This is a genomic window from Streptomyces sp. NPDC102279 (genome assembly GCF_044766365.1).
In the GTDB taxonomy this organism is placed as follows: Bacteria; Actinomycetota; Actinomycetes; order Streptomycetales; family Streptomycetaceae; genus Streptomyces.
Genome location: NZ_JBIWLU010000012.1, coordinates 279,869 through 303,287, shown reverse-complemented (window position 1 = coordinate 303,287; position 23,419 = coordinate 279,869). Strand labels below are relative to the sequence as shown.

General features: G+C 72.7%; 20 protein-coding genes and 3 pseudogenes. 5 read left to right on the top strand and 18 right to left on the bottom strand.

The genetic code is table 11. The annotated features are described in order from the left end of the window. Positions 1–218: 218 nt before the first annotated feature. A complete protein-coding gene (locus tag ACIRQH_RS30285) occupies positions 219–2,081 on the top strand; it encodes an ABC transporter ATP-binding protein (protein WP_358817105.1) in 1,863 nt (620 codons plus the stop codon). A 67-nt stretch (positions 2,082–2,148) separates the two neighbouring features. Here the strand turns inward: ACIRQH_RS30285 and ACIRQH_RS30280 are convergent, their stop codons facing one another. The 5 genes from ACIRQH_RS30280 to ACIRQH_RS30260 form a co-directional block, all read right to left on the bottom strand. Further along, positions 2,149–2,322, bottom strand: a complete 174-nt coding sequence (locus tag ACIRQH_RS30280) for a hypothetical protein (RefSeq protein ID WP_203661877.1) — start codon at positions 2,320–2,322, stop codon at positions 2,149–2,151. Between the two features lie 196 nt (positions 2,323–2,518). After that, positions 2,519–3,205 (bottom strand): DUF899 domain-containing protein, encoded by a 687-nt coding sequence (locus ACIRQH_RS30275; RefSeq protein WP_388934887.1) that lies wholly within the window; start codon positions 3,203–3,205, stop codon positions 2,519–2,521. A 115-nt stretch (positions 3,206–3,320) separates the two neighbouring features. After that, entirely contained in the window at positions 3,321–5,231 is a 1,911-nt protein-coding gene (locus ACIRQH_RS30270; protein WP_404227847.1) for an FUSC family protein, read from the bottom strand. Between the two features lie 676 nt (positions 5,232–5,907). Then, positions 5,908–6,645: a hypothetical protein gene (locus ACIRQH_RS30265; RefSeq protein WP_358817058.1), complete on the bottom strand. Its 738-nt coding sequence runs from the start codon at positions 6,643–6,645 to the stop codon at positions 5,908–5,910. 41 nt (positions 6,646–6,686) lie between these two features. Further along, complete coding sequence (locus tag ACIRQH_RS30260; protein ID WP_404227844.1) at positions 6,687–7,505, bottom strand: nucleotidyltransferase domain-containing protein; 819 nt, start codon at positions 7,503–7,505, stop codon at positions 6,687–6,689. A gap of 154 nt (positions 7,506–7,659) precedes the next feature. On the opposite strand from ACIRQH_RS30260, the gene ACIRQH_RS30255 reads away from it, so the two are divergent. Then, complete coding sequence (locus ACIRQH_RS30255) at positions 7,660–8,067, top strand: RidA family protein (protein WP_388877434.1); 408 nt, start codon at positions 7,660–7,662, stop codon at positions 8,065–8,067. A 5-nt stretch (positions 8,068–8,072) separates the two neighbouring features. Here ACIRQH_RS30255 and ACIRQH_RS30250 read toward each other — a convergent pair. From ACIRQH_RS30250 to ACIRQH_RS30240, 3 genes and pseudogenes are all read right to left on the bottom strand, one after another. Continuing rightward, positions 8,073–9,068, bottom strand: a pseudogene (locus ACIRQH_RS30250) (glycoside hydrolase family 6 protein). Between the two features lie 135 nt (positions 9,069–9,203). Further along, positions 9,204–9,941: an aspartate/glutamate racemase family protein gene (locus ACIRQH_RS30245; RefSeq protein WP_358817054.1), complete on the bottom strand. Its 738-nt coding sequence runs from the start codon at positions 9,939–9,941 to the stop codon at positions 9,204–9,206. Positions 9,942–9,943: 2 nt separating this feature from the next. Continuing rightward, positions 9,944–11,428: an NCS1 family nucleobase:cation symporter-1 gene (locus ACIRQH_RS30240; RefSeq protein WP_404227841.1), complete on the bottom strand. Its 1,485-nt coding sequence runs from the start codon at positions 11,426–11,428 to the stop codon at positions 9,944–9,946. 170 nt (positions 11,429–11,598) lie between these two features. On the opposite strand from ACIRQH_RS30240, the gene ACIRQH_RS30235 reads away from it, so the two are divergent. After that, the gene (locus tag ACIRQH_RS30235; RefSeq protein WP_404227839.1) at positions 11,599–12,330 is read left to right on the top strand and encodes a GntR family transcriptional regulator; all 732 of its coding nucleotides are present in this window, start codon (positions 11,599–11,601) and stop codon (positions 12,328–12,330) included. A gap of 99 nt (positions 12,331–12,429) precedes the next feature. Here the strand turns inward: ACIRQH_RS30235 and ACIRQH_RS30230 are convergent. From ACIRQH_RS30230 to ACIRQH_RS30215, 4 genes and pseudogenes are all read right to left on the bottom strand, one after another. Next, positions 12,430–12,738: pseudogene (locus ACIRQH_RS30230) on the bottom strand (alpha/beta fold hydrolase); the annotation flags it as partial. 9 nt (positions 12,739–12,747) lie between these two features. Then, entirely contained in the window at positions 12,748–13,596 is an 849-nt protein-coding gene (locus ACIRQH_RS30225; RefSeq protein WP_404227836.1) for a uracil-DNA glycosylase, read from the bottom strand. 46 nt (positions 13,597–13,642) lie between these two features. Next, positions 13,643–15,175 carry a YfcC family protein gene (locus ACIRQH_RS30220; RefSeq protein WP_404227833.1) on the bottom strand — a complete coding sequence of 511 codons (1,533 nt, stop codon included), beginning with the start codon at positions 15,173–15,175 and terminating at the stop codon, positions 13,643–13,645. A gap of 70 nt (positions 15,176–15,245) precedes the next feature. Then, on the bottom strand, positions 15,246–16,598 hold the full coding sequence (locus ACIRQH_RS30215) for a M20/M25/M40 family metallo-hydrolase (RefSeq protein ID WP_404227830.1): 1,353 nt from the start codon (positions 16,596–16,598) through the stop codon (positions 15,246–15,248). A gap of 389 nt (positions 16,599–16,987) precedes the next feature. Here ACIRQH_RS30215 and ACIRQH_RS30210 point away from each other — a divergent pair. Further along, positions 16,988–17,596 (top strand): annotated as a pseudogene (locus ACIRQH_RS30210) (RNA-binding S4 domain-containing protein); the annotation flags it as partial. A 501-nt stretch (positions 17,597–18,097) separates the two neighbouring features. On the opposite strand, the gene ACIRQH_RS30205 reads toward ACIRQH_RS30210, so the two are convergent. From ACIRQH_RS30205 to ACIRQH_RS30195, 3 genes are all read right to left on the bottom strand, one after another. Next, the gene (locus tag ACIRQH_RS30205) at positions 18,098–18,559 is read right to left on the bottom strand and encodes a DoxX family protein (protein WP_404227827.1); all 462 of its coding nucleotides are present in this window, start codon (positions 18,557–18,559) and stop codon (positions 18,098–18,100) included. A gap of 258 nt (positions 18,560–18,817) precedes the next feature. Beyond that, the gene (locus ACIRQH_RS30200; RefSeq protein WP_404227824.1) at positions 18,818–19,507 is read right to left on the bottom strand and encodes a class I SAM-dependent methyltransferase; all 690 of its coding nucleotides are present in this window, start codon (positions 19,505–19,507) and stop codon (positions 18,818–18,820) included. Positions 19,508–19,679: 172 nt separating this feature from the next. Continuing rightward, entirely contained in the window at positions 19,680–20,666 is a 987-nt protein-coding gene (locus ACIRQH_RS30195; RefSeq protein WP_404227821.1) for an acyltransferase domain-containing protein, read from the bottom strand. 93 nt (positions 20,667–20,759) lie between these two features. Between ACIRQH_RS30195 and ACIRQH_RS30190 the strand changes: the two genes are divergently transcribed. Further along, a complete protein-coding gene (locus ACIRQH_RS30190; protein ID WP_404227818.1) occupies positions 20,760–21,086 on the top strand; it encodes a DUF6343 family protein in 327 nt (108 codons plus the stop codon). 62 nt (positions 21,087–21,148) lie between these two features. Here the strand turns inward: ACIRQH_RS30190 and ACIRQH_RS30185 are convergent, their stop codons facing one another. The 3 genes from ACIRQH_RS30185 to ACIRQH_RS30175 all read right to left on the bottom strand — a co-directional run bounded on the left by ACIRQH_RS30185 (position 21,149) and on the right by ACIRQH_RS30175 (position 23,233). Then, the gene (locus tag ACIRQH_RS30185; RefSeq protein ID WP_358817043.1) at positions 21,149–21,529 is read right to left on the bottom strand and encodes a tetratricopeptide repeat protein; all 381 of its coding nucleotides are present in this window, start codon (positions 21,527–21,529) and stop codon (positions 21,149–21,151) included. 50 nt (positions 21,530–21,579) lie between these two features. Then, on the bottom strand, positions 21,580–22,188 hold the full coding sequence (coaE, locus tag ACIRQH_RS30180; protein ID WP_358817042.1) for a dephospho-CoA kinase: 609 nt from the start codon (positions 22,186–22,188) through the stop codon (positions 21,580–21,582). 106 nt (positions 22,189–22,294) lie between these two features. Then, positions 22,295–23,233, bottom strand: coding sequence for a PAC2 family protein (locus ACIRQH_RS30175; RefSeq protein WP_358817041.1), 939 nt, complete (start codon positions 23,231–23,233; stop codon positions 22,295–22,297). Positions 23,234–23,419 lie beyond the last annotated feature (186 nt).

Here is a 23,419-nt window from a genome sequence, read left to right as displayed (position 1 = left end):
CCGCGCGGATGGAGCGTCGCGTTCCCGGGGAAGGGTCCGTGCGGGCCGGCCCGGAGGGGCCGTGCCCGCAGCCCCCGGGGAGGCCACTCGTGGAGAATCCCGCACCCCAGCGCAGCACACGGAGGAAGAGGTCACCGCGCAAACGTAAGCGTGGTGACGAGGGACCTCCGTCGTCGGACTCCGAGCGCCTGCTGTTCGGCGGACCGCTCCGCTACGACATGGGCTGGTCCCAACACGCGGACGCCTTCCTGGAGTTGAACCTCCGCGCGATGGTGGCGCGGCTGCCGTCGCTGCTCACGTCCAGTTTCCGCCTCGCCTGGACGGCGGATCCGCGCGCGGCCCGGGTCGTGGTGACGGCCGAGGTGGCACGGGGCGGAACCCAGGCCGTCGGCCTGCTCGCCGTCAACAGCGTGCTGGGGCGGCTGATGGCGAGCGGCCCGGTCGACGACCGGCTGCGGGGAGCACTCCCGGCGCTGATCACGATGGCGGCCGTGATGCTGGTGGGCACGCTGCTGCGGGCGGCCTCGACGTACGCCACCGGCCGCCTGGAGCCGAAGGTCGAGCGGGTGGCGACCGAGCTGTACCTGGAGCGGGCGGCGGCGGTCGAGCTGTCGGCGATCGAGGACGACGCCTTCCACAAACTGCTGGACACCGCGCAGTACGGCGCCCAGTCCGCCCGCCGCATGATCAGCGTCGCCACCCGAGTGGTCAACGCGCTGATCTCGCTGTGCGCGGCGGCCGGTGTCCTCACCGTGCTGCACCCCGCCCTGCTGCCGCTTCTCGTGACGATGACGCTGCCGAGCGCCTGGAGCGCGCTGACCATCGCCCGCCGCCGCTACGAGTCGTTCCACACGTGGGTGCAGCACGCCCGCGCCGGACATCTGATCGGCAACCTGCTGACGGAGCCCGCGGCGGCTCCGGAGATCCGGGTGCACGACGTCGGGCCGTTCCTGCTGCGGCACTTCCACGAGATGTCGGAGACGGCGGAGGCCGAACAGGCGCGGCTCGCCCGGCTCTCCGCCCGCACGGGGCTGATCGCGGCCGCCTGGACCGGGCTCGCCACGGTGGGGACGTACGCCACGCTCGGCGGTCTGCTGCTCGCCGGGGCGATGGCGCTCTCCGTCGCCGGTACGGCCGTGATCGCGATCCGCACGGGCTCGGCCAGCCTCGACACACTCGTCCTGGAGATCAACTCCCTGCACGAGGAGGCCCTGTTCGTGGGCGATCTGCACCGGCTGTACGTCGAGGCGGCGGAGCGTGCCATCCCCACGGGCGGCGATCCGCTGCCCGACGATCCGAGCGAGGTCCGCTTCGAGAACGTCACCTTCAGCTATCCCGGCGAGTCGAGCCGGCCGGCCCTCGCGGACGTCACGCTGAGTCTGCCGCTCGGCAGGATCGTGGCCCTCGTCGGGGAGAACGGCTCGGGGAAGACGACCCTGGTGAAGCTGCTCGCCGGGCTCTACAAGCCGGACGGCGGCCGGATCCTGTGGGACGGTGTCGACGCGGCGACGGCGGACCGGCGGCAACTCGCCGGCCGTATCGCGATGGTGGCGCAGGACTTCAAGCGGTGGCCGTTCACGGCCCGCGTCAACGTGGCGGTGGGACGTACGTCCGCTCCCCTGACGGAGGAGCGGCTCGCGTCGTCGGTGGCGGAGGCCGGCGCCGAGGACGTGGTCGCGGACCTGCCCCGCGGCCTGGACACCCTGCTGGCCCGCGGCTTCAGCGGCGGGCACGAGCTGTCGGGCGGGCAGTGGCAGCGGCTCGGCATCGCCCGGGCCGCGTACCGGCGCGGCCGCATCCTGATCGTGGACGAACCGACGGCGGCGCTCGACGCCCGCGCCGAGCTGGAGGTCTTCGAGAAGATCAGGGCCCTGGCGGGGACGGGACAGACGGTCGTTCTCATCACTCACCGGCTGGCGTCCGTACGCCATGCCGATCTCGTGCACGTCCTGGACCAGGGCCGGCTCGTGGAGTCCGGGACCCCGGACGAGCTGCTGGCCACGGGCGGGGTCTACGCGGAGCTGTACGCGCTGCAGGCCGACCAGTTCACGGTGAAGCTGCCCGCCCCCAAGGGCGGCTGAACGGCACGGTCCCGGCCTCTCCGGCGCGCGTTCCCCGCCCCGCTCGCGTCACTCACGTCGTTCCGCCTCATTCGCCCAGGTCGCTCCCGCCCACGACGACGAGAAACGTGTCGGAGGTGAGGTCCATGACGACCTCGACGGTCTGGCCCTCCTTGCGGCGCGCCTGCGCGAACTCCTCCGCGGGCCACGATCCGCGCGGTCCGCCGGCCGGAAAGCGCTCCAGCACCATTCGCCCGTTCACCCTGTACCTCCATGTCGCGCTGCTCTTCAAGAGTTAAACGCCTGCCAGGGGGTGAACGACTCGGGAAGTGACAGTACTGAGACGAAGCCGACACCGGGTCACAGAGCCCGATGTGGCGCGCAACACACCACCGAAAGGGAGAAAATCGCAGGTCAGTAGGGCGGAGCAGTCTCGTCCGCGAGGCGGGGCGACGGCTTCAGTCGTCGTACTCGTCGTGGTACCGGATGCGTTCACTCCCTGCGGGCGCCCCCAGTGCGGACGCACGCCCCCGGGGCTCCTCCCACTCCTCCTGTCGCCCCAGCGCGGTGAGGTCGAGGAGAGAGGTCGTGGAGCCGAGCCCGTCGAGGCCGCGCTCGTACGTGGAGTACGTGTGGAAGACGCGGTCCCGGTCCCGCAGGAAGCAGCTCACACCCGGCCGCTCGAAGGGCTCGTCGCCGCCGGACGAGACCTGGAAGTCGTGGTTGAAGTCGCTGTCGTACGACGAGTACCACGGCACCGTCCAGCCCATCCGGGCCTTGAACGGCAGGATCTTCGTGTACGGCGTCCGGGACACGACGGCGAACTCGGTGCCGCGGGCCCGCAGATGGGCGAGGTGTCCGATCTGGTCGAGGAATCCCGAGCAGCTGCGGCAGCCGGCGTCCCAGTCGGGGGCGAACATGAAGTGCTGGACGACGAGTTGGTCCCGCCCGCGGAACAGGTCGAGCAGGGTCGCCTTGCCGTCGCCGCTCTCGAAGACGTACTCCTTGTCGATCTCGACCATCGGCAGGCCGCGCCGCGCCGCGTTGAGATCGTCCCGGGCGCGTGTGGCCGCCTTCTCCCTGACCAGCAGTTCCTCGCGTGCGGCGCGCCACTCCTCGCGCGAGACGATCTCCGGAAGCGTCATGTGCCCCTCCAACGAAACGGTGCCTGCTCTCTGCTGACCGGCGGGAGGAGCGGAACTCATCGGCGTTCCGGGGATTTCTTTTTTCGCGGTTCCGAGCGGCCGTCGTCCGCGGCGGTCAGCGTCCGGTGGTCACCGCGGCCGGCCGTGCGGGGGCCGGTCGCAGGCCCACGCGTTCGCGGTGCTCGGCCAGTTCGCCGAGGAGCTGGGTGACGCGCTCGGTGTGGTGGGGGGCGAGCCGGCCGGCGTCGTCGAGCTGCACGGCGCACGCGGTGGCGGTGTCGACCAGGCGTTCCAGGGTGACGGCGACGTCGTCCGTGCCCGCGGAGTGCCGTGCCAGGGCGGGGAGTTCGGCGGCGGCCAGTTCGATGGCTGCCCGGGCCTCGGCCAGGGCGCGATAGGCCTCCCGGCGCAGCACCCACCGGCCGGTGCGGTCGTCGGCCGTTCCGTCGTCGAGGACGTGGGCGAGGTAGTCGTCGGCTGCCTGGGTGGCCCGGGTGAGCCGCGCCCGTACGGTGCCGCCGCGCTGCCCGAGTGTCGGCAGGTGCCCGACGACCAGCACGATCGCACAGGCCAGCAGTGTCTCGCCGAGGCGGTTCCAGGAGGCCTGCGGTTCCCCGCCGACCATCACGAGGGCGAGGACCAGGACGGTGACGACGGCGGTCTGGGCGGCGAAGTGCCGGGTGGCGACGGGGATGAGGGCGCCGCTGAGTGCGACGAGGGCGACGAGCCCTTCCGGCCGGGGCAGCACGACCGCGAGGCCGGCGAACGCGACCGCGCCGAGCACGGTGCCCGCCGCCCGGCACAGCACGCGGGAGGCGAGCGGTCCGAGGTCCGGCTTGACGAGGAAGACGGCGGTCGCGGGGAGCCAGTACCAGTGCGGGTGGTTGCCGTACCAGCGGGCGTGGTGCAGTGCCTGGGCGACGGCGACGGCGGTCCCGAAGCTGAGGGCGACGCGGATCCCGTACTCGCGTCCGCCGGAGCCGAGGGCGGTGCGCAGGTGTGAGACGGCGGTGCGCCGCCGGGCGTGCAGGGCGTCCCCGGAGCCCCGGTCGAAGGTGTCGGCGGCGTGCAGCAGAGCGTCGTGGAGGGCGCGCAGCGCGGGGGCGACGGAGGTGTCGTGCTGCGGGCGGGTGCGGCTGCCGGGGACGGCGGGTGCGGGCAGCGGCCCGGTGGGCGCGCCGGTGCGGACGGCGTGGGCGAGCCGACGGGGTCCTTCCGCGGCCCGTCCGGGCAGGGGTTCGCCCGCCCAGGCGAGGGCGGTGGCGGCTTCGGCCAGGGGCAGCGCGGCGGCGTACTGCGCGTGCAGCCGCCGTTCGGCGGCGGAGCTCGCGTACCGCCGCAGCCGGGGTCCGGTGAGGGCGTCCTGGGCCTGGTCGAGAGCGGCGGTGAGCGCCACGCGGGCCCGGGGCGCGTCCGGTCCCCCGGCGGCGAGCAGCAGCCGGGCGACGGCGTCGTACACCCCCGCGACGGCGTGCCGCTCGCCGTCGAAGCGGTAGTCGCCCGCGCTCACGGCGGCCGCCGGCAGGGCGAGACGCAGGCCGAGGAGCCAGGCCGCGCCGCCGAGGAAGAGGAGCGCGCGCTGCCATCCCGGTTCGGGCAGCGGCATGCCGGCGCCGATGGCCGAGGCGACGAGCAGCTGGGTCCCGGCACCGGAGGCGACGGGACCGATCGCGCTGACGGCGCCGGCGAGCAGCCCGAGCGCGGTGAGGACGAGGGTGAGGGTGACGGCGCCGGTGTGCTGTCCGGTGTACGAGCCGACGAGCAGCCCGGCGGCTCCGGCGAGGGCGGGCACGCCGAGCCGTTCGACGGCGACGCGCCGGCTGCCCGGCCGGTCGTTGATCCCGGCGAACATGGCGCCGAGCGCGGCGACGACTCCGAGGGAGGTACGCCCGCTCAGGACGGCCGCGAGCAACAGCGGCCCGGCGGCGAGCGCACCGCGCACGACCGCGTTCCAGGGCACGGGTCCGCGCTGTGCGCGCAGGGCGTGGGCGAGCCAGGGCGGTACGGCGACGCGGGTGAGGCGCACGGGGCTCCTGTCGGACGAGGCGGGTGCCTTCGGGCGACGTCGGCCGGGCTGGTGTGCTCCCTACGGTACTGCGCGTTGCCGGTGGAACGTGATCGCGTAAGTGTCCACGGTGTGACAGTTCGCAGGAGAGCCGGATTCTTCGTGATCGCGATCGGCATGGCCGCGGCCGGTGCGGGGCCGTGGGCCCGGGCCGGCGGAGGGCTGCCCGCACAGTCGCCCCGAGGGATGCCCGTCTCCTCGAACCATGGGAAGCGGAGAGGAGGAGCGGGTCCGAGGGCGTAGCCGGCCCCCGGACCCTGGAAGTGCCGCCATGTCGCACACCGGCACGCTTGAGGACCCAGGTCAGTCGTTATGTCGCCGCGTCCTGCCTTTGGACCACCACGCATCGAGCTGCGCGGGCTGGACTTGAACCAGCATTTCGACGTCTGGGGCCTGGGCCCGGTCGATCCGGCGATCGGCGGCGAATGCTGAGTCTGGAGCAAGAGTCTGAGATTGATCACGGTCTGCCTCTGCCGGGTTGGGCTACCGCGGCTCGTGGGCACTCCGTGGAGTGCCGCTGGTGCCGCGGGGAGGACTCGAACCTCCACTGGAACCGTGCATTCACGACAAGCTTCAGGTTCAGCTTGCGCTCCTCGCGCACCCCGGCCGTGATGCCTTGGCCGGGGAGTTTCAGAGGCTACTCCTGTGCGAACAGGTAGCCGAACACCGCGTCTCCCACCCGCTGGTCGACGACGTCCTCGCCGTTGGCCTCCTCGCGGGCGAACTTGACGGCCTGCTGCAACTTCTCGACGCGGTCGAGGAGTTGGTTCACGCGGCGGGCGGGCAGGGCGCCGGAGAACTTGACGGTCGTCCAGTAGCCGACGGGGATGTCCTCGTAGTACACCTCGACCTGGGCCGGGTGCTTCTCGGTGGCCTCGGCCTTGACGTGGTTGCGGGGGACCTTCTTCGTGCGCAGGGTCCGTACCGGCTCGGTCTTCCAGGCGTCGGTGGACGGGTCCCGCACCCAGGACTCGGAGGCGTCGAGGACGGGCAGCTTGCGCACGAACGTGTTGAGGTCGGTGAGCTGCTTCTCCAGGAAGAGCAGGTACGACACCGGTACGCCGGGGACGAGCACGCGTCCGTCGACCTTCACGTCCGCCCGCGCGGCGCAGTTGGCCCAGTCCTTGGTGGCGGTCACGTCGAACAGCCGGGTCAGGGTCGCCGCGGTGTCCCGCAGTACGTCCTCGGCCTGCACCTGCACCCGGGTGGACTCGGGCGGGAGCTGCTCGCCCTCCTCGTCCTTCGGCTGGTAGGTCCGCGAGATGCCGGCGAGCAGCGCCGGCTTCTGGAGCCCGTGATGAGCAGCCGTCAGGTCCTGGTGGGACTTGGACTTGATGCCCTTCTCGACTGCGATGATCTGATTGAGTTTCGCCACGTCGGTGACCGTAGCAGCGCCAACAGGGCTTGTTCGAGGCATTATTCGTACGGCGGGTGCGGCGCGGCCTGTTCGACGGCGGCGAACAGCCTCTCCGCGGCGGCGAGGGTGGCGGCGAGCGCCTCGGGGTCCCGGCCCGCGCGCTCGGCCAGGTCGTCGACGCCTCTGAGCCCGGCCCGTTCCAGCAGCCGCTTCTCGTTCGTCACCCACTCGCCGCGCGCCGCGAGCACCCCGTGGCCGGTCTGCGCGGCGGCCGTCGCCAGGGCGCCCGAGGTCTCCGTGACGCGGCCGGCGGGGGCGTGGTTGGCCAGCGCGTAGGAGAGATTGGCGCGCGCACTGCCGAACCAGCGTGCCGAGGCGCGCGCGCGGAGTTCGGGCGGGTAGCCGTGCGGGCGCGGGATGTCGTCACCGCGCAGGACACGGTTGACGGCGAGTTCGGCGACGATCAGGTACGTGGGGATGCCCGCGAGGTGGAAGAGGAGCGGCTCGATCTCGAACAGGCCCGCCTCCGCCTTCGCCAACTCGCGCTCCACGACGTCGAGATCGCGGTAGTGGACGTCGATCCGGCGTCCGCCGACGGTCAGCCAGGCGCCGCCGTTGAACACCCCGCCGCCCCAGCCGCCGATCTCGGAGACCTCCCCCGGCCAGCCCACGGCCCTGAGATCCTCGGGGTCGAACGCGCCCCGGTAGTAGACCGCCAGGTCCCAGTCGCTGTCCGGCCGATGCGTGCCCTGCGCACGCGACCCCCCGAGCGCGACGGACCGCACGCCCGGCAGAGCGAGGAGGCGGTCGGCCACCCGGTCGAGGAACGCGTCGTCATCCGTATCCGACCGAAGCGGACTCCCGTTCTCGGTGTGCATGGCATCGAGGATGCGCACGGACGGCCTCGGCGTCGAGTGGATTTCCCCGGGAAACCGGCTGCGGGATCCCCGGTCCGCGGCGCATCATCGGCGGGTTGCCCCCGCCGGTCCCGCGTCCGTGCGTCGCCCTCATCTCCCCGAAACCGGAGCTCCCATGATCCAGCGTGTCACCGTGCCCACCCTCTTCGCGCCGCCCGTCTACGCGCACGCCTCCGTCGTCGAGGCCGGGACTCGGCTGGCCTTCCTCGCCGGGTCCGTGCCGCTGGACGTCGACGGGAAGCTGGTCGGGCCGGGCGATGCCGTGCGGCAAGCCGTGCAGGTGCTGGCCAACCTCGACGAGCAACTGCGCGCCGTCGGGAGCGACATGGCGCATGTCGTGTCGACGGACGTCTACGTCGTCAGCGGCGAGCCGGCGGTGCTGTCCGCCGTCTGGGAGGTCGTCCGGGAATCGGGGCTCAGTGTCGGCCCGCACTCCTCGACCCTGCTGGGCGTCGCCTGCCTCGGGTACGCCGGACAGCTGGTGGAGATCACGGCGACCGCGGTCGTACCGGACACCCTGTAGCGCCTTCAGCCACGCGCGTTCGCGGCCAGTTCCAGCGCGTGGGACGGCCACCACCGGCCCGCGGCGGGGCCGCCCCGGCAGGTGCCGTCGGACTCGCCCGGCCGTTTGATCCACCGGTAGGCGTCGATCAGCGGGTCTCCGGTGCGCCGGGTCGGTGGCCGGCCGAGGGCACGGCCCGGCGGGTTGCACCAGAGGTCCGTGCTGGGGCCGAGGTAGGGGCCGTTGCCGTTGCGGCTGGTGTCGATGACGCGGTGCGTGCCGCCGAGCAGGCCCGACAGGCGTTTCCGTACGTCGAAGTGGACGTGTCCTGATGGAAGTTGGAGACGTTCAGGGCGATGCCGTCCGCGCGCGCCACCCCCGAGGACCGCAGCGGGCCGACGAGTTCGACGGGGTCCGGGATCCAGCCGGGGTTGCCCGCGTCGAGGTAGACGTGGGTGCCGGGCTGCCGTCCGAGCCGGTCGACGGCGTACGCCGGCAGCGTACCGCTCCGCCGGGTCGACCCGAGCGCGGCCGGCCACGGTGTGGGGCACCGCGTCCGGTGCGACGACGACGTACGCGCCCCGGTCGCCGAGACCCGCCGCGAACGCGTCGATCCAGGACCGGTAGGCCGCCGCGCTCGGCGCTCCCCCGGCGGAGTGGGCGCCGCAGTCGCGGTGCGGGATGTAGTAGGCGACGAGGACGGCGGTGCGCTTCTGCCGCGCGGCGGCCGTCGTGCGGTCGCGGACGTCCGCCGCGGGGTCCGGGCCGGTGAGCCATTGCGCCTGGGGGCGGGCGGCGATGCGGTCCATCAGGAGGGCGTCGGCCGTGAGCCCGGCGGCGCGCCATTCGGCCGCCTGCCGTGCGGCGGGCGAACCGGGTTCCACGAAGAAGGGCTCTTCGGCGGCACCGCGCCGGCCGTCGGGGCCCGCCGCGTCGTGGCCGGTGACGGCGCCGGTGGCGCACGCCGCGCCGGTGGCGCAGATCCCCGCCGGCGCGGCGGCGGGGATCTGCGCTCTCCTCAGCGGCACGAGCGGCTCCGTTCCCTGTGCCGGCCGGTGTCGGCCACCGGCCCGGCCGTCGGACCGTCCGGCCCTCCGGGGAGTCTGGGGCCCGGCAGGGGCGGCCGACGGTCAGGCATCGCCCGGGTCGCCGCGGGATCACCCCGTCGGAGGGGGGTGTCCGGCCGCCGGACGGCCCCAGGTGCGGAGCTTGGGAAGCGGTCGCGCGTAGCCGCCCGCCCGGCTCGTGGTCAGCCCCAGGGACACCAGCGACTCGGCGAGCTTGACCGCCGCGGCGACGCCGTCGACCACGGGGATCCCGAGCTTCTCGCCGACCGCCTGTTGCAGACCGGTCATCCCGGCGCAGCCGAGGACGAGGACTTCGGCGCCGGCCTCCAGGGCCCGTTCCGCCGCGGCCACGAACGCGTCCTGGGTGCGCCGGGTGTCGCCCAGGTCGAGGACGCCGAGGCCGGTGCCGACGACGGCGGCGCAGTTCTGGGCGACTCCGGCTGTGTGCAGGCTGTCCTCGATCTGGCCGCGGGAGCGTTCGAGGGTGGTGACGACGCCGTAGCGGCGGCCGAGGAGACAGGCGAGGTGTGCCGCGGCCTCCGTGATGTCCACGACCGGGACGTCGAGGAGTTCCCGTGCGCCCTCGCGGCCGTGCTCTCCGAAACCGGCCAGCACGACGGCGTCGTACGGGCCCTCGTAGGTGCGCAGGGTGTCGAGGACGGCCGCCGCGGAGAGGTAGCTGTCGAGCCAGCCCTCCGCGGACTCGGGCCCCCAGCCGGGGGTGAGGCCGAGCACGGTGGTGCCCGGGCCTGCGGCGGCCCGGGCACCTCGTACGATCTCCTCGGTCATCTCCTGCGTCGTGTTGCAGTTGGTGACGACGATCCGCACGCTCAGCCCTCCACGGGAAAGGTGTCGGAGGCGGGAGCCGGTTCGGTGGCGGCCCGCTCGGAGCGGCACAGCAGCGCGTACAGTCCGGCCGCCATCGCCGTGCCGATGAACCAGGAGTACGGGGCCACGTCGCTGAAGTCCTTCACCAGGGCGAGGACCGCGGCGACCGCCGCGGAGGGCAGGAACGCCCACAGCGCCTTGGGGTTGACGCCCCGGCGGTAGTAGTAGCGGGAGCCCGGCCGGGCATCGAAGAGTTGCTCCAGGTCGACGTGGCCGCGCTTGACCCAGTAGTAGTCGAGCATGATCACGCCGAACAGCGGTCCCAGGAAGGCGCCGAGGCCGCCGAGGAAGTAGTTGACGACGGTGGGGTTGGAGAAGAGGTTCCAGGGGGTCACGACCAGTGCGGCGACGGTGCTGATCATGCCGCCGACCTTGAACGTGATCTTCTGCGGCCAGACGTTGGCGAGGTCGTACGCCGGGGAGACGAAGTTGGCGACGATGTTGACGCCCATGGTGGCGATGGCGAAGGTCAGGGCGCCGAGGACGAGGACCCAGGTGTTGCCGACCTTGGCGACGAGGAGCGCCGGGTCGGTGATGGCCTCGCCGAACGCCTCGATGGAGCCGGCCGTGACGATGACGGACACGATCACGAAGGCCGTGGAGTTGATGGGCAGGCCCCAGAAGTTGCCGCGCCGCACGGTCTTGTAGCTGGGCGCGAAGCGCGAGAAGTCGCAGAAGTTGAGCATCAGCGTGCCGTAGGTGGCGAGGATCAGCCCCACCGCGCCGAACCACTGCCGCCACTGTTCGCCGACCGGCACGGGATGCGGGGTCGCGGTGAGGGAGATGCTCCAGCCGGCCTTCGCCAGGACCCAGATCGCGAGCGCGATCATCACGAGCCAGATCGCCGGTCCGCAGAAGTCCTGGAACTTGCGGACCGACTCCATGCCCTGACTGATGATCAGCGCCTGGACCAGCCAGAGGGAGACGAAGGACGTCCAGCCGAGGGCGTCCAGGCCGAGGAAGGAGTGGTGGGTCCAGGACTCCAGACCGGGCCAGGCCGCGAGCAGCATGACGTTGACGGCGACGGACGCCAGGTAGGTCTGGATGCCGTACCACATGATGGCGATGACGGCCCGGATCAGCGCGGGGATGTTGGCGCCCCAGACGCCGAAGCTGATGCGGCTGACGACCGGGAAGGGGACCCCGGTGCGCTGTCCGACGCGGCCCATCAGGTTCATCCCGGCGTAGATGATCACGAAGCCGACGAGCAGGGAGGTGAAGATCTGCCAGACGTTCATGCCGAGGACCAACAGGCCTGCGGCGAACGTGTAGTTGCCGAGGTTGTGGACGTCGGACATCCACATGGCGAAGAGGTCGAAGACCTTCCAGTTCCGCTTCTCGGCGGGTGCGAGGTCTTCGTTGGTGAGCCGGGGGTCGGGGACGAACGCTGGTGCGCCGGTGGCTTCGGCACGATCGGCGAGGGACACGGGGCCTCCATGGACGAGGGGACGGAGGGTGGCTGTGCGTGTGCGGGCATCCGAGTGAGGCGCGTTTGGTATACCAAACTGCCGCCATGGTCCCGCCGTCAACCGTTCCGACCGATGTCCTCGCGGTTACGGCTCCGTAAAACACCCCCGGCGTCGGCGAAGATGGGCCCATGACGAAGATCGACCCCCTGGGCGCGGGCCCGGACCGCTCCGGCGGGGCGCCCGGGCGCCCCGGCGCGGAGCGGGTGCCCGCGGGCGGGGAGCGGGAGCCGCTCGGAGCCGTGCGCGAGCGGGTCCTGGCCACCCTGCGGCAGGAGATCATCGCCGGACGGCTGCGCCCCGGCGACCGGCTGGTCGAGCGCGAGCTGGCCGAGCGGTTCGGGGTCTCCCGGGTCCCGGTCCGCGAGGCGATCCGCGCCCTGGTCGCCGAGGGCTTCGTCCTCTTCGAGACCCCGCGCCGTACCGTCGTGCGCCGACTCACCCCGACGGACGTCGCCGAACTCTTCGAACTGCGCGAGGCGTTGGAGGTCTACGCGGCCGGACTCGCGGCGTCGCGGGCCACCCCGGAGGCGCTGGCCGGACTCGCCGCCCTGCTCGACCGCGCGGCCGTCGCGACCCAGGCCGACGACGCGGAGGCCATCACCGACATCAACACCGCGTTCCACGACCGGATTCTCGCGATGACCGGCAACAGCCTGCTGATCTCCGTCATGGAACCGGTGGACGGCCGGCTCCGCTGGCTCACCCGGCAGAACGAGGAGTGGCCCCAACTCCTCACCGAACACCGCGAGCTGTACGAGGCCGTGGCGTCCGGCGACCCGGAGCGGGCCCGCGCCCAGGCCCTCACCCACGTCCAGGCCAACTACCGCTCGACGGTGCGCCATCTGTTCGGCGAGACCTGACGCGCTTGCGCACCGAGGCCTGCGGCACCGCCTTCAAGGTCGCGGCCGGTGCACCGGGCAGTCACGGCGCGGGTCCGGCGGAGGCGGACGGCCCTGCACGAGGTGGGCGCGCAGCGCCTCCAGGTCGCCGATCACGTGGGCCGTCGTGTTGACGCCCATGTCGGTCGCGGGGTCGCTCGCGTGCGGGGTGGAGCGGCCGCTGCCGCGCTGGTCCAGCAGAACGACGCGGTACTTCGCCGGGTCGCACCAGCGCCGGAAGGAGGGGGTGCATCCCGACCCCGGGCCGCCGTGCAGCATGAGGGCGGGCTTGCCGTCGGGGTTGCCGCAGGCCTCCCAGTAGACGCGGTTGCCGTCCCCGACATCGAGCATGCCGTGGTCGTGCGGTTCGGTCTCCGGATACAGGGCCATCGCGCGAGGCTAACCCCGGTCCGGCCGGGTCGGCAGCCCGGCGGTGCGGGCCGCCGTGCGGAGGACCTCGCGGAGCATCGCGGGAGTGAGCCGTCCGGTGAAGGTGTTCCGCTGGCTCACGTGGAAGCACCCGAAGAGTTCGAGGGGGCCGGCGCCGTCCGGGTCCCGCGGCCGGTCCAGCGTCACGTGTGCCCCATGGCCGAACACCGGCCGGGGACGGGGGACTTCCCACCCGGACGCGGCGAAGGCGGGCAGCGCCGCCTGCCAGCCGAAGGCGCCGAGGACGACCACGGCCCGCAGCGTGGGCCGCATCAGCGCCAGCTCCTGGACGAGCCAGGGGCGGCAGGTGTCGCGCTCCTCGGGCGTCGGCTTGTTGGCGGGCGGCGCGCAGCGCACGGGTGAGGTGATGCGGACGCCGTACAGCTCCAGGCCGTCGTCCGCACGGACGGCGGTGGCCTGCGAGGCCAGGCCGATGTCGTGCAGTGCCGCGTAGAGCACGTCGCCCGACCGGTCCCCCGTGAACATCCGGCCGGTGCGGTTACCGCCGTGCGCCGCGGGTGCGAGTCCGATGACGAGGAGGGAGGCGTCGGCCGGTCCGAAGCCGGGCACCGGGCGCCCCCAGTACGTCTCGTCGGCGAAGGCGGCCCGCTTGGTCGCGGCCACCTCCTCGCGCCAGGCGACGAGCCGCGGACAGGCACGGCAGCCGGCGATCCGCGCGTCCAGCCGCTCCAGCCCGTCCGGCGCTCCCGGCCCCTCCGGTCCTCCGGGCGGCTTGCGCCGCCCCGGACCGGTCGGCCGGGCCTCACCACCGCCGCCACCGGCGCCGTCACCGCCGTTGCCGGGATCTCCGATCACCATGCCACCACCGTACGGCCGTGACGCGTCCCGCCCTGCTCCTCGGCACCTAGCTCATCGCCGCTCCGGCGGCGAGGAAGCCGCAGATCAGCAGGAAGAGGATGGCGAGGAGGGGCCAGACGAAGCGGAGGTACTTGTCGTAGCCGACCTTGGCGAGGGCGACGCCGCCGATGGTGACGGCGGTGGTGGGGACCCAGAGGTTCATCCAGCCGCTGGCGGACTGCCAGGCGGTGACGACGACCGCGCGGGAGACGCCCGCGAAGTCGGCGAGCGGCGCGAGGATCGGCATCGCGAGGGTCGCGTGGCCCGAGGTCGAGGGGATGAGGAAGGCGAGCGGCAGGTTCACGACGAAGACGATGATCGCGAACAGGCTGGAGGAGGTGCCCTGCACGATGCCCTCGATGGAGTGCAGCACCGTGTCCGTGATCTTCGAGTTGTTCATGATCACGGTGACCCCGCGGGCCAGCACGATCACCAGCGCGGGCGAGATGAAGTCCGCGGCGCCCTGGATGATCGTCGCGCTCAGCTTCTGCTCGCCCATCCGGGCCACCACTCCGACCAGCACCGCCGCGCACAGGAACAGCGCGGCCAGCTCGGGGAAGGACCAGCCGAGCTCGAATCCGTAGGGCCGCGCGTCCGCCTTGCCGGTGAGCGCGCTGGACCACGGGACGACCGAGAAGATCATGAAGGCGAAGACCAGGACGGTGGTGGCGAGCACCGCCTTGTGCAGCCCGGTCAGTTCGGGCACCACACCCGCCGCGTCCCGCGCGTGCTCGCGGTCCCCCGGCAGGAAACCGGTGATCGACCGCTCCGGCCGCTTCTGCACCCGCCGCGCGTACCGGATCACGTACGCGACGGTGACCGCCGTCAGTACGACCCACATCACGAAACGGAGCACGATGCCGTCGCCGAGCGAGATGTCGGCGGCGGACGAGGCGACGCCCGTCGCGAAGGGGTTCACCGTCGAGCACAGCACACCGATGCCGGCGCCGAGGATGATCGTGCCGACCGCCACCATCCGGTCGTAGCCGAGCGCCAGCATCAACGGCACGATCAGGCCGTAGAACCCGAGGGTCTCCTCGGCGAATCCCTCGACCGTGCCGAGCACCGAGAACACCACCATGATGCCCGCGATGAGCAACGCCCCCCGTGCCCGCAGCCGGTGGGCGAGCAGACCGATGCCCCGGTCGAGCGCGCCGGTCGCGAACACCACGGTGATGAACGCTCCGATGGCGAGCACGAACAGGAACACGCCCGCGCTGCCGTACAGTTCACCGGCGAAGTCGGGCCCGACCTGGGCCGTCTTCTCGTCCAGGATGCCGTAGAGGCCGTTGACGGGTGACAGGAACAGGTCGTTGAGGCGGTCGACGAAGCTCTCGCCGGAGTCGACGCGGTGGTAGGTGCCCTGGATCGGCCTGCCCTCGGGCGTGCGGTCGTACTGCCCGGCGGGGATCAGGAACGCCAGCGCCCACACGGCGATCGTGACGATCGCGAGGACGGTCAGCGCGCTCGGGAAAGTGAACTTGCGTTTGTGCGGCGGCTCTTCGGTGTCCGACGGCTTGGTCTCTGTGGGTGTGCTCATCGCGCGGCGGCCTCCCCTGAGGCGGCGGTGGCGGTGGGGCCGTCCGTGGCCGAGCGGAGGGCACCGGCGGTCATGAGGCGGCTCCCGGCCGGAAACCGGCCGCGTACTCCCGTACGAACGCGCACATCGCGACCACCGTGTTGCGCAACTCCGAGAAGAGGACGCGTTCGTTGGGGGCGTGCAGGTTGCACATGCTGTCCTGGGCGCCGAACAGCAGCACCTCGGCGTCGGGAGCGGCCCGCGCGAGCCCGTTGACCAGCGGGATGGACCCGCCGGTCGCCACGTACGACGCGTCCTCGCCCCAGGCCTCGCGCAGCGCGGTGAGCGCCGCCCGGTAGGCGGGACCGCCGGTCGACGCCTCGTAGCCCGGCCCGGTGTCGCCCGGCGTGACGGTGAGGGGGACGCCGAACGGCCGCAGCGCCCGCAGATGGTCGACCAGCAGCCCCCGTGCCTCCTTCGCGTCCTGGCGCGGGTGGAAGCGGAGGTTGAGCTTGGCGCGGGCGTACGGCACGACCGCCGACGCCGCGTGTTCGACGCTCGGCGCGTCCAGGCCGATCACCGTGATCGCGGGACCGCTCCACAGCCGCTCCCCGAGGCTCCCGCTGCCGATCAGTGGCACACCGTCGCGCACCCCGGCGAGATCCCGGAACTCGTCCTCGGTGTACGTCGTCCCGCTCCACTCCTCGCGCCGCAGCCCCGCCACGGCCACGTCGCCGTGCACGTCGTGCAGTGTGGACAGCGCGTTCAGCAGCACGAGCAGGGCGTCCGGTGCAGCTCCCCCGAACTCCCCGCTGTGCCGGGGCTCCTGGAGGGTGCGCACCTCGACGACCACCTCGGACGCACCACGCAGACCGGTGGTGAGCGTGGGGGTGCCAGGGCGGAGATTGCCCAGGTCGGCGATGACCATCGCGTCGCACGCGAACCGTTCGGGGTCGCTCGGCGGATAGTCGTCGAAGGGGCTGCCGTACTCCTCCTGACCCTCGAAGACGATCTTCACTCCGACCGGTGGCCGCCCCTCGTAGGCGCGCAGCATGCCCAGGTGCGCGATCACGTTGGACTTGTCGTCGGCGATGCCGCGCGCCCGCAGGCCGCCCTCGACGGGGGTCGGCTCGAAGGGCGAGGACAACCACAGCTTCTCGTCGCCCGGCGGCTGCACGTCGTAGTGCGAGTAGAGGAGGATCGTCGGCGCGTCCGGGCTCGGCGGCGGGATCTCCCCGAAGATCACGGGGGCCGTGTCGGGCAGGTCGATCCGCTCGACGCGCTCCACCCCGACGTCGTGCAGCATCCCCACGAGGAGGTCGTGGGCCTCCTGCACCGGCTCGGCGGGGAATCCGGGGAAGACGACGGAGGGGATGGCCGCGAGCCGTTCCAGATCGGCGCGGAGACCGCCCATCAACGCGTCGACCTTCGCTGCTGTCTCCACCGCGGTCCCCTCTGTCGTTCTCCGGACGGCCTCACCCGCCAGCCTCGGCGCACTCCGGGGCGGCCGCATCCGGGGTGGTCCGTGCGACGGAAAAGCCGTGCGGGGTCCCGGACGACGGGCGTTAGAGTCGAGACATGGCTTCTCAGGACGCGTACGGGGAGATGGACGGCGCGGCCACCACGCGAACAGGACGTGGGGCCGCCGCCGGCTCGGGTGCGGGCGGCAGCGGGGGACGCGGCACCGGTGACCGCTCCGCGCGCGGCGCACACGGCGGTGGCCCGGGCGACGTCGACGGCGGTGGCGACGCACGGAGTACGGGCGGCCGGGCCGCTCGCGGCGCGGGCACGGCCGGTGCGACGCCAGCGGGCGAGGCGGCCGGGCGCCCCACGGACGACGACGGACGTGACGGGGGCACCGCCCCGGCGGATGCCGACGCCGGTTCCCCGGCCGATTCCGCTGCCGCCGCGAAAGCCGCCGCCGTGATCGCCGCCGCAGGTGCCGGTCCCGCCGCGGGCCAGAGCGTGCGGCTCGACGTCTGGATCTGGTCCGTCCGTCTCGTCAAGACGCGCTCGGTGGCCGCCACCGCCTGCCGCGGCGGGCATGTGCGGGTCAATGGTGAACGAGTCAAACCCGCGTACGGCGTGCGCGTCGGCGACGAGGTCCGGCTGCGCCACGACGGCCGTGAGCGGGTCGTCGTCGTGAAGCGTCTGATCCGCAAGCGGGTCGGACCGCCCGTCGCCGTCGAGTGCTTCGTCGACAACAGCCCGCCGCCCCCGCCCCGCGAGGCCGTGGCCCCGGCCGGCATCAGGGACCGGGGAGCGGGCCGCCCGACCAAGCGGGACCGCCGCGACATGGAACGCCTGCGCGGCATGGAGGCCGGCTCGTCCGGCCCCGTCAAGTCCGCCGGCCCCGCCGCGGGAACTGCGCGAGCGGGTGGCCCCACGAGTTCCGCGGAACCGTCCCGCCGCTCCCCCGGCCGCCGCTCCTCCGGCTCGTAGGACCGGCGCCCGGCAGCCTCGTTCGGGCAGCCGACTGCGGCTGTGCGGCTCGGGCAGCTCCGGCGGCCTGGCTCGGGCACGTCCGCAACTCCGGCGGGGCAGCTCGGGGAAGGCGACTCGGGCGAGGCGGCTCGGGTGAGACGACTCCGGTGAGGCGGCTCCAGTGACGACTCCGGAGAGGCGGCTCGGGTGAAGCGAATCCAGTGACGACTCCGGTGAAGCGACTCGGGCGAGGCGACTCCGCTGAGGCGGCTCGAGCGAGGCCACTCCGGTCAGGCGACTCCGGTGAGGCGGCTCGGGCCGATGATCGGAGCTGCCGGTCCGCTCCCCCGTCGACACGCGTCGTCGGCCTGCTCGGAACCCGCCGCGGTCAGCGCTCCCACCATGGCGGGCCGCCGATCGCCGCTCGCTTCCCGCCTGCCCCTGCCACCGCCGCCACCAGCACCGCACGCCGACGAGGGCTCCCCCGCTCAAGGGGAGCCCTCCGTCCGCGGACCGTCGTCACGCGCGCTGTCCCACCCGTCGTCGGACCAGGTGGAGCAGTTCGGTCGTGTGTCCGCGGCGGGCCCAGGCGATCAGGGCGAGCGGCAGCATCAGGATGAGCGGGGTCGCCGGGTACGGGCCGTGGATGACGACGTTGACGATGAAGGCGCCGGCCATCAGCGCCATCAGGGCCACCGCCGCCACCGAGTCGAGAAGCGGGATCATCAGGGCGATGCCACCGGCGAGTTCGAGCGCCCCGATGATGTACATCCCCGTGTGGCCCCAGCCGAGCTTGTCGAACGACTCGACCGCCGAGGGATGGGCGATCAGCTTGGGCACGGCGCTGGCGATCGCGAAGAAGAGACCGAGCACGACCTGCAGTGCGGTCAGGGCGATCCGGGCACGACGGGAACGCGTGCTGGCGGCGGCCGGGGCGGAGGTGGCGGTGGCGGTGGCGGTGGGGAGGGTGGTCTCGGACACGGTGGTCTCCTGTGAGGAAGCGGTGGTTGCTGCTTTCGAGGAGATAGACCGTGGGGATACCGGGAACTCATCGGTGCGGAGCGGGGATCTGTTTCCGGCCCCACCACAGGCCCTGGACCCCCGCGTCACCGCACCCCCGGCTCACTCCTTCAGCCCGCTCCCCCTTCCACCGCTCTCCCCTTTTCTTCCACGCCTCTCACGGTTCCGCCGCTCTCTCCCTCTTCCACGCCTCTCACCTTTCCGCCGCTCCCAGCCGCCTCATCCCTTCACGGCCCGCACCCACATCCCGTCGTCCGTCAGGTACCGGTCCACTCTCAGGCCGGCCTCGCCCAGCGCCTCCTCGAACGCGGCCCGGGTCAACGGTCGGGAGAGGAAGGTCTGGGTCCAGGTGGCGTCCGGGAACGTGTACTCCGCGCGCACCGAGTTCACCCCGTCACCGACCGGGTCGGCGGACAGGATGCGGGCGACGAAGCCGGCCGGATCGATGCGCTCGCGGGGGACGTCGCTGTGCCAGTCCAGGCCCTCGCGCTGGACCAACACGCAGCCGCCGTCGGTGACATGACGGGCGCAGGTGTCCAGCAGGGCCCGCCGTACCCGGACGTCCCCGGCATGGACGAGGAACGACGCCAGCATCACCACGTCGAACGTCTCGCCGAGGTCGAGGTCCTCGATGGCGCTGCGCACCGTGCGCGCGCCGCGGACGTGCTCCAGCATCTCGGCGGACTCGTCCACCGCCGTGACCGCGAACCCGAGGTCCAGCAGCGGGTGGGTCATCCGCCCGACGCCACAGCCCAGTTCGAGGATGCGCGCGGCCGGCGGCACCGCGGCGGTGATGATGTCCGGCTCGCTTCCGACGGGCAGCCGGGCGTAGAGCTCGACCGCGCAGCCGTCCGGAGTGATGGCCCCGGGTCCCGTGCCCTCGTATCCCTGACGCTTCTCGATCCTCATGTCCGTCCAACGGACGGCATGCGCACGGCCGTTCCCCTCCCCTGTCACTCGTTCGGGTCACTCTCGTTGCCCACGAGGAGGAGCCCTCGGGCGGGCACAGGGGGCTTGCGCGGAGCTGACGCGGGTTCCTTACGCAGGCCGCGCGGGTGTCCCACGGAGGGGAACGTGTGCCCTACAGCGCGAACCAGCCGCTTCCTCCGTACCAGTGGCCGCCGGCGCGCAGGTGGTCGCCCACCGCGCGCTCGACGCTGCTGCGTCGCGGCAGCCCGTCGACCGGCAGATCCGGGTCGCCGAAGACGAACCCGACCGGCACCCCGTCGTCCGGGCCGGTCTCCTCGGACTCGACGGCGAAGCGGTCCTGGAACCGGATGATGTTGGAGTCGGCCGCCAGGTACCGCTTGAGCTGCGGGTCGAGCAGCCAGGAGTGGCAGTAGGCGATGTCGTGGCGTTCGTCGGGGTAGTGGCGGGCGAAGAACGCGCGGGCCAGGGTGAGCGAGCGGTCGCAGGCGGCCGGGGAGAGCGGGCCCCGGAAGTCGGTGATGTGCAGGCTGAGACAGGGGTCGCCGGGTCCCGCGCCGAGGCCCGCCGCGGCGACGGCACGGCCGGTGCGCTGTCCCAGCACCGCCCGCTGGAACTGGAGGCGGCCCAGCTGGAACAGCTCGCCGTGGAAGTGCAGGGCTATCCACCAGGGGAAGAGCAGTCCGGGGCCGCCCGGGCGCCGGTGGTGCACCGAGACGTGCCGCCCCAGGTCGGCGAGGGTGCGCCGGGACACGTCCTCCGGGATGCCGCGTTCCCGATGGTGGGAGCGGACGTACGGGAGGGCGGCGACGAAGACGAAAAGGGGGAAGCAGCGGCCGAGGGCCCCGGTCGACGCGGGGAGAACCGGCGGCTCCCAAGCCGTGCCGACCTCCCCCATGTCGCGGACGAAGCGGGTGACGCACCGCGCGAGGAGCGTCACGGCCTCGGGATCGGCGGCCAACTGGCCGCGCAGGGACACGAGTTCGTTGATGTGCTCGTGCGGCACGGACAGGTCGAGCAGGACGTCGGGCAGCTCGTCCGCGTCCGGGATCCGCACCGCCTCCCGGGGCGGGCCGTCGCGCTCCAGGTCCTTCAGCCACTCGGCCAGCCTCGCGTCCGCCCGCAGCTCCTTCAGCAGCACTGTCGCCTCCCCCGGCGGCCGCCCTCGGGGCCGCTCTCCTTTGGTGAACGTGCACCACGAAGAGTACGTTTCCCCATAGGAACGGTGATCCTGATGCGTACGGGCAGTGAACCGGTGACAGCGCGCAGTGCTCTGCGGCTGCGGTTCTGGCTGAGCGCGTGGGGGCTGATCTGGGCCGTCGCCGGGACCGTGGCCTTCGTGCTGGCGGGACGGCCGGGCTGGGCGGCGGCCTGCGCGGTGCTGTGGCTGCTCGTCACCGTGGACATGGCGATGATCGTCCGGCACATCCGGCAGGGGCCGCACTACCAGCCGGGCCGTGACGTCCCGCCGTACGAACCGGTCGACGAGCGGCCGGCTCCCCGTCCGCCCCGCCCTCCGCGTCCGCCGACGCAGCACCCCTCGAAGCCGTCGCACCCCTGAGGCGAATCCCTCAGCGCCCCGAGGCCGGACGGACGGGGCGGCGAGGAGTGCCGGGAGGCGTCCTAGGAGTCGAACCGCGCCGCTTCCAGGTACTGCGGCTTCGGGTCGAGTGCGGCCGCCAGTCTGAAGTGGCGCTTCGCCTGCTCGGGGCGTCGCTGGCGCTCGTAGGTCCGGGCGAGCGCGAAGTGCGCGAACGCGTTGTCCGGTTCACGCTCCAGGACGATCGTGAACTCCAGCTCCGCGGGGCGCAGTTGTGCGGCGGCGAAGAAGGCACGCGCGCGCAGCAGCCGGGCCGCCGTGTTCTCGGGGTGCGCGGCGATGACAGGGTCGAGGAGCTTCACCGCGCCCTGCGGGTCCCGCGCGCCGAGCAACTGCTCCGCGGCACGGAAGTCGATGACATGCGTCTCCGGAGTACGTCCGGTCGGTCCGCTGGTCTCGGGCACGGCAGAGTCCTTCCCTCGCTGCAACCGTTCAACGCCCCTCGCGCGGGATGCTATTCCTGGGGCTGCCGGGCCCTGGGCGCGAGATCGCCCCACACGTCCGCCACGCGGCGCTCCAGATCCGCGAGCGGTACGTCGTTGTCGATGACGATGTCCGCGACGGCCAGTCTCTCTTCGCGCGGGGCCTGCGCGGCCATGCGGGCGCGGGCGTCCTCCTCGGTCATACCGCGCAGACGGACGAGGCGGTCGAGCTGGGTCTCGGGGCGGGCGTCCACGACGATCACCAGGTCATACAGCGGGGCGAGGCCGTTCTCGGCGAGCAGGGGCACGTCGTGCACGACGACGGCGTCCGTCGGGGCGGCGTCCTCAAGAGCGCGCGAGCGGGTGCCGACGAGGGGATGCACGATCGCGTTCAGTGTGGCGAGCTTCTCGGGGTCGGCGAAGACGATCGAGCCGAGCCGCGGCCGGTCCAGTGTGCCGTCGGCCGTGAGCACGTCCTTGCCGAAGGCGTCGACGACCGCCGTCAGCCCGGGAGTTCCGGGTTCGACGACCTCGCGTGCGATGCGGTCCGCGTCGATCAGTACCGCCCCGTGCTCGACGAGGAGCCGGGACACTTCGCTCTTGCCGGCGCCGATACCGCCGGTCAGGCCCACCTTCAGCATGTCTGGCAGCTTAGGGCCTGGCACCGACGGGGCATCGGCCCGGGACGCCCGCGCTCCCCGGATCCGGGCTCGGGCGGCCGGGCGGCCGGGCGGCCGGGCGGCGATGTCAGGAGTCGCCCTCGCGCTCCGCCAGGAAACGCTCGAACTCCAGACCGATCTCGTCCGCCGAGGGGATGTCCACCGGTTCCGCGAGCATGTTCCCGCGGCTCTCGGCGCCCGCCGAGGCGTCGTACTGGTGCTCAAGGCCCTGGACTAGCGCGACGAGTTCCTCGTCGCCCTCCTGGATCTGCCGGTCGATCTCGGTCTGGGTGCGGTGCGCCTCGGTCCGCAGGGCGTGCGCGATGCCGGGAAGCACCAGGCCGGTCGCGCCCGTGATGGACTCCAGCACGGTCAGCGCCGCGTCGGGGTACGGCGAGCGCGCGATGTAGTGGGGCACGTGCGCGGCGACACCGAGCACGTCGTGTCCGGCCTCCATGAGGCGGTACTCGACGAGGGACTCGGCGCTTCCGGGGACCTGCGCCTCGTCGAAGGGGCTGCGGTGGCCGGGCACCAGGTCGGTGCGGTTGCCGTGCGGGGTGAGGCCGACCGGGCGGGTGTGCGGGACCCCCATCGGGATGCCGTGGAAGTTCACCGAGAGGCGGACGCCGAGGCGCTCCACGATCTGCTGGACGGCGGCGGCGAAGCGCTCCCACTCGACGTCCGGCTCGGGGCCGGAGAGCAGCAGGAAGGGGGCGCCGGTGGCGTCCTGGACGAGGCGGACGTCGAGCGTCGGCTCCTCGTACTCCGTCCAGCGGTCGCGCTTGAACGTCAGCAGCGGGCGGCGGGCCCGGTAGTCCACGAGCCGGTCGTGGTCGAAGCGGGCCACGACCTGGTGGGGCAGCGAGTCGAGGGCTCGGTCGACGATCTGGTCGCCCGTCTCACCCGCGTCGATGTATCCGTCGAAGTGGTAGAGCATGACAAGACCGGCCGACTCCTGGGCGAGTGCCATGTCGACCACGGCCAGCCCCTTCGGCTCCCATGCGTACAAACCCTGCGGATCAAGCACTGTGACCGCTCCTCCTCGTGTTCGTACTGCACAACATGGTGCGGAGCACGGACATTCCCGTTCCGCGCTCCGCACCGCCGTCCCGTCGCGTTCTCCCGTCCGCCACGAACGGCCGGGGTCCCGCGGTGACGGGAACCGCCACGAGCACAGCACACGCGTGTTACGAGGACGGCACGCGCGCGTGGA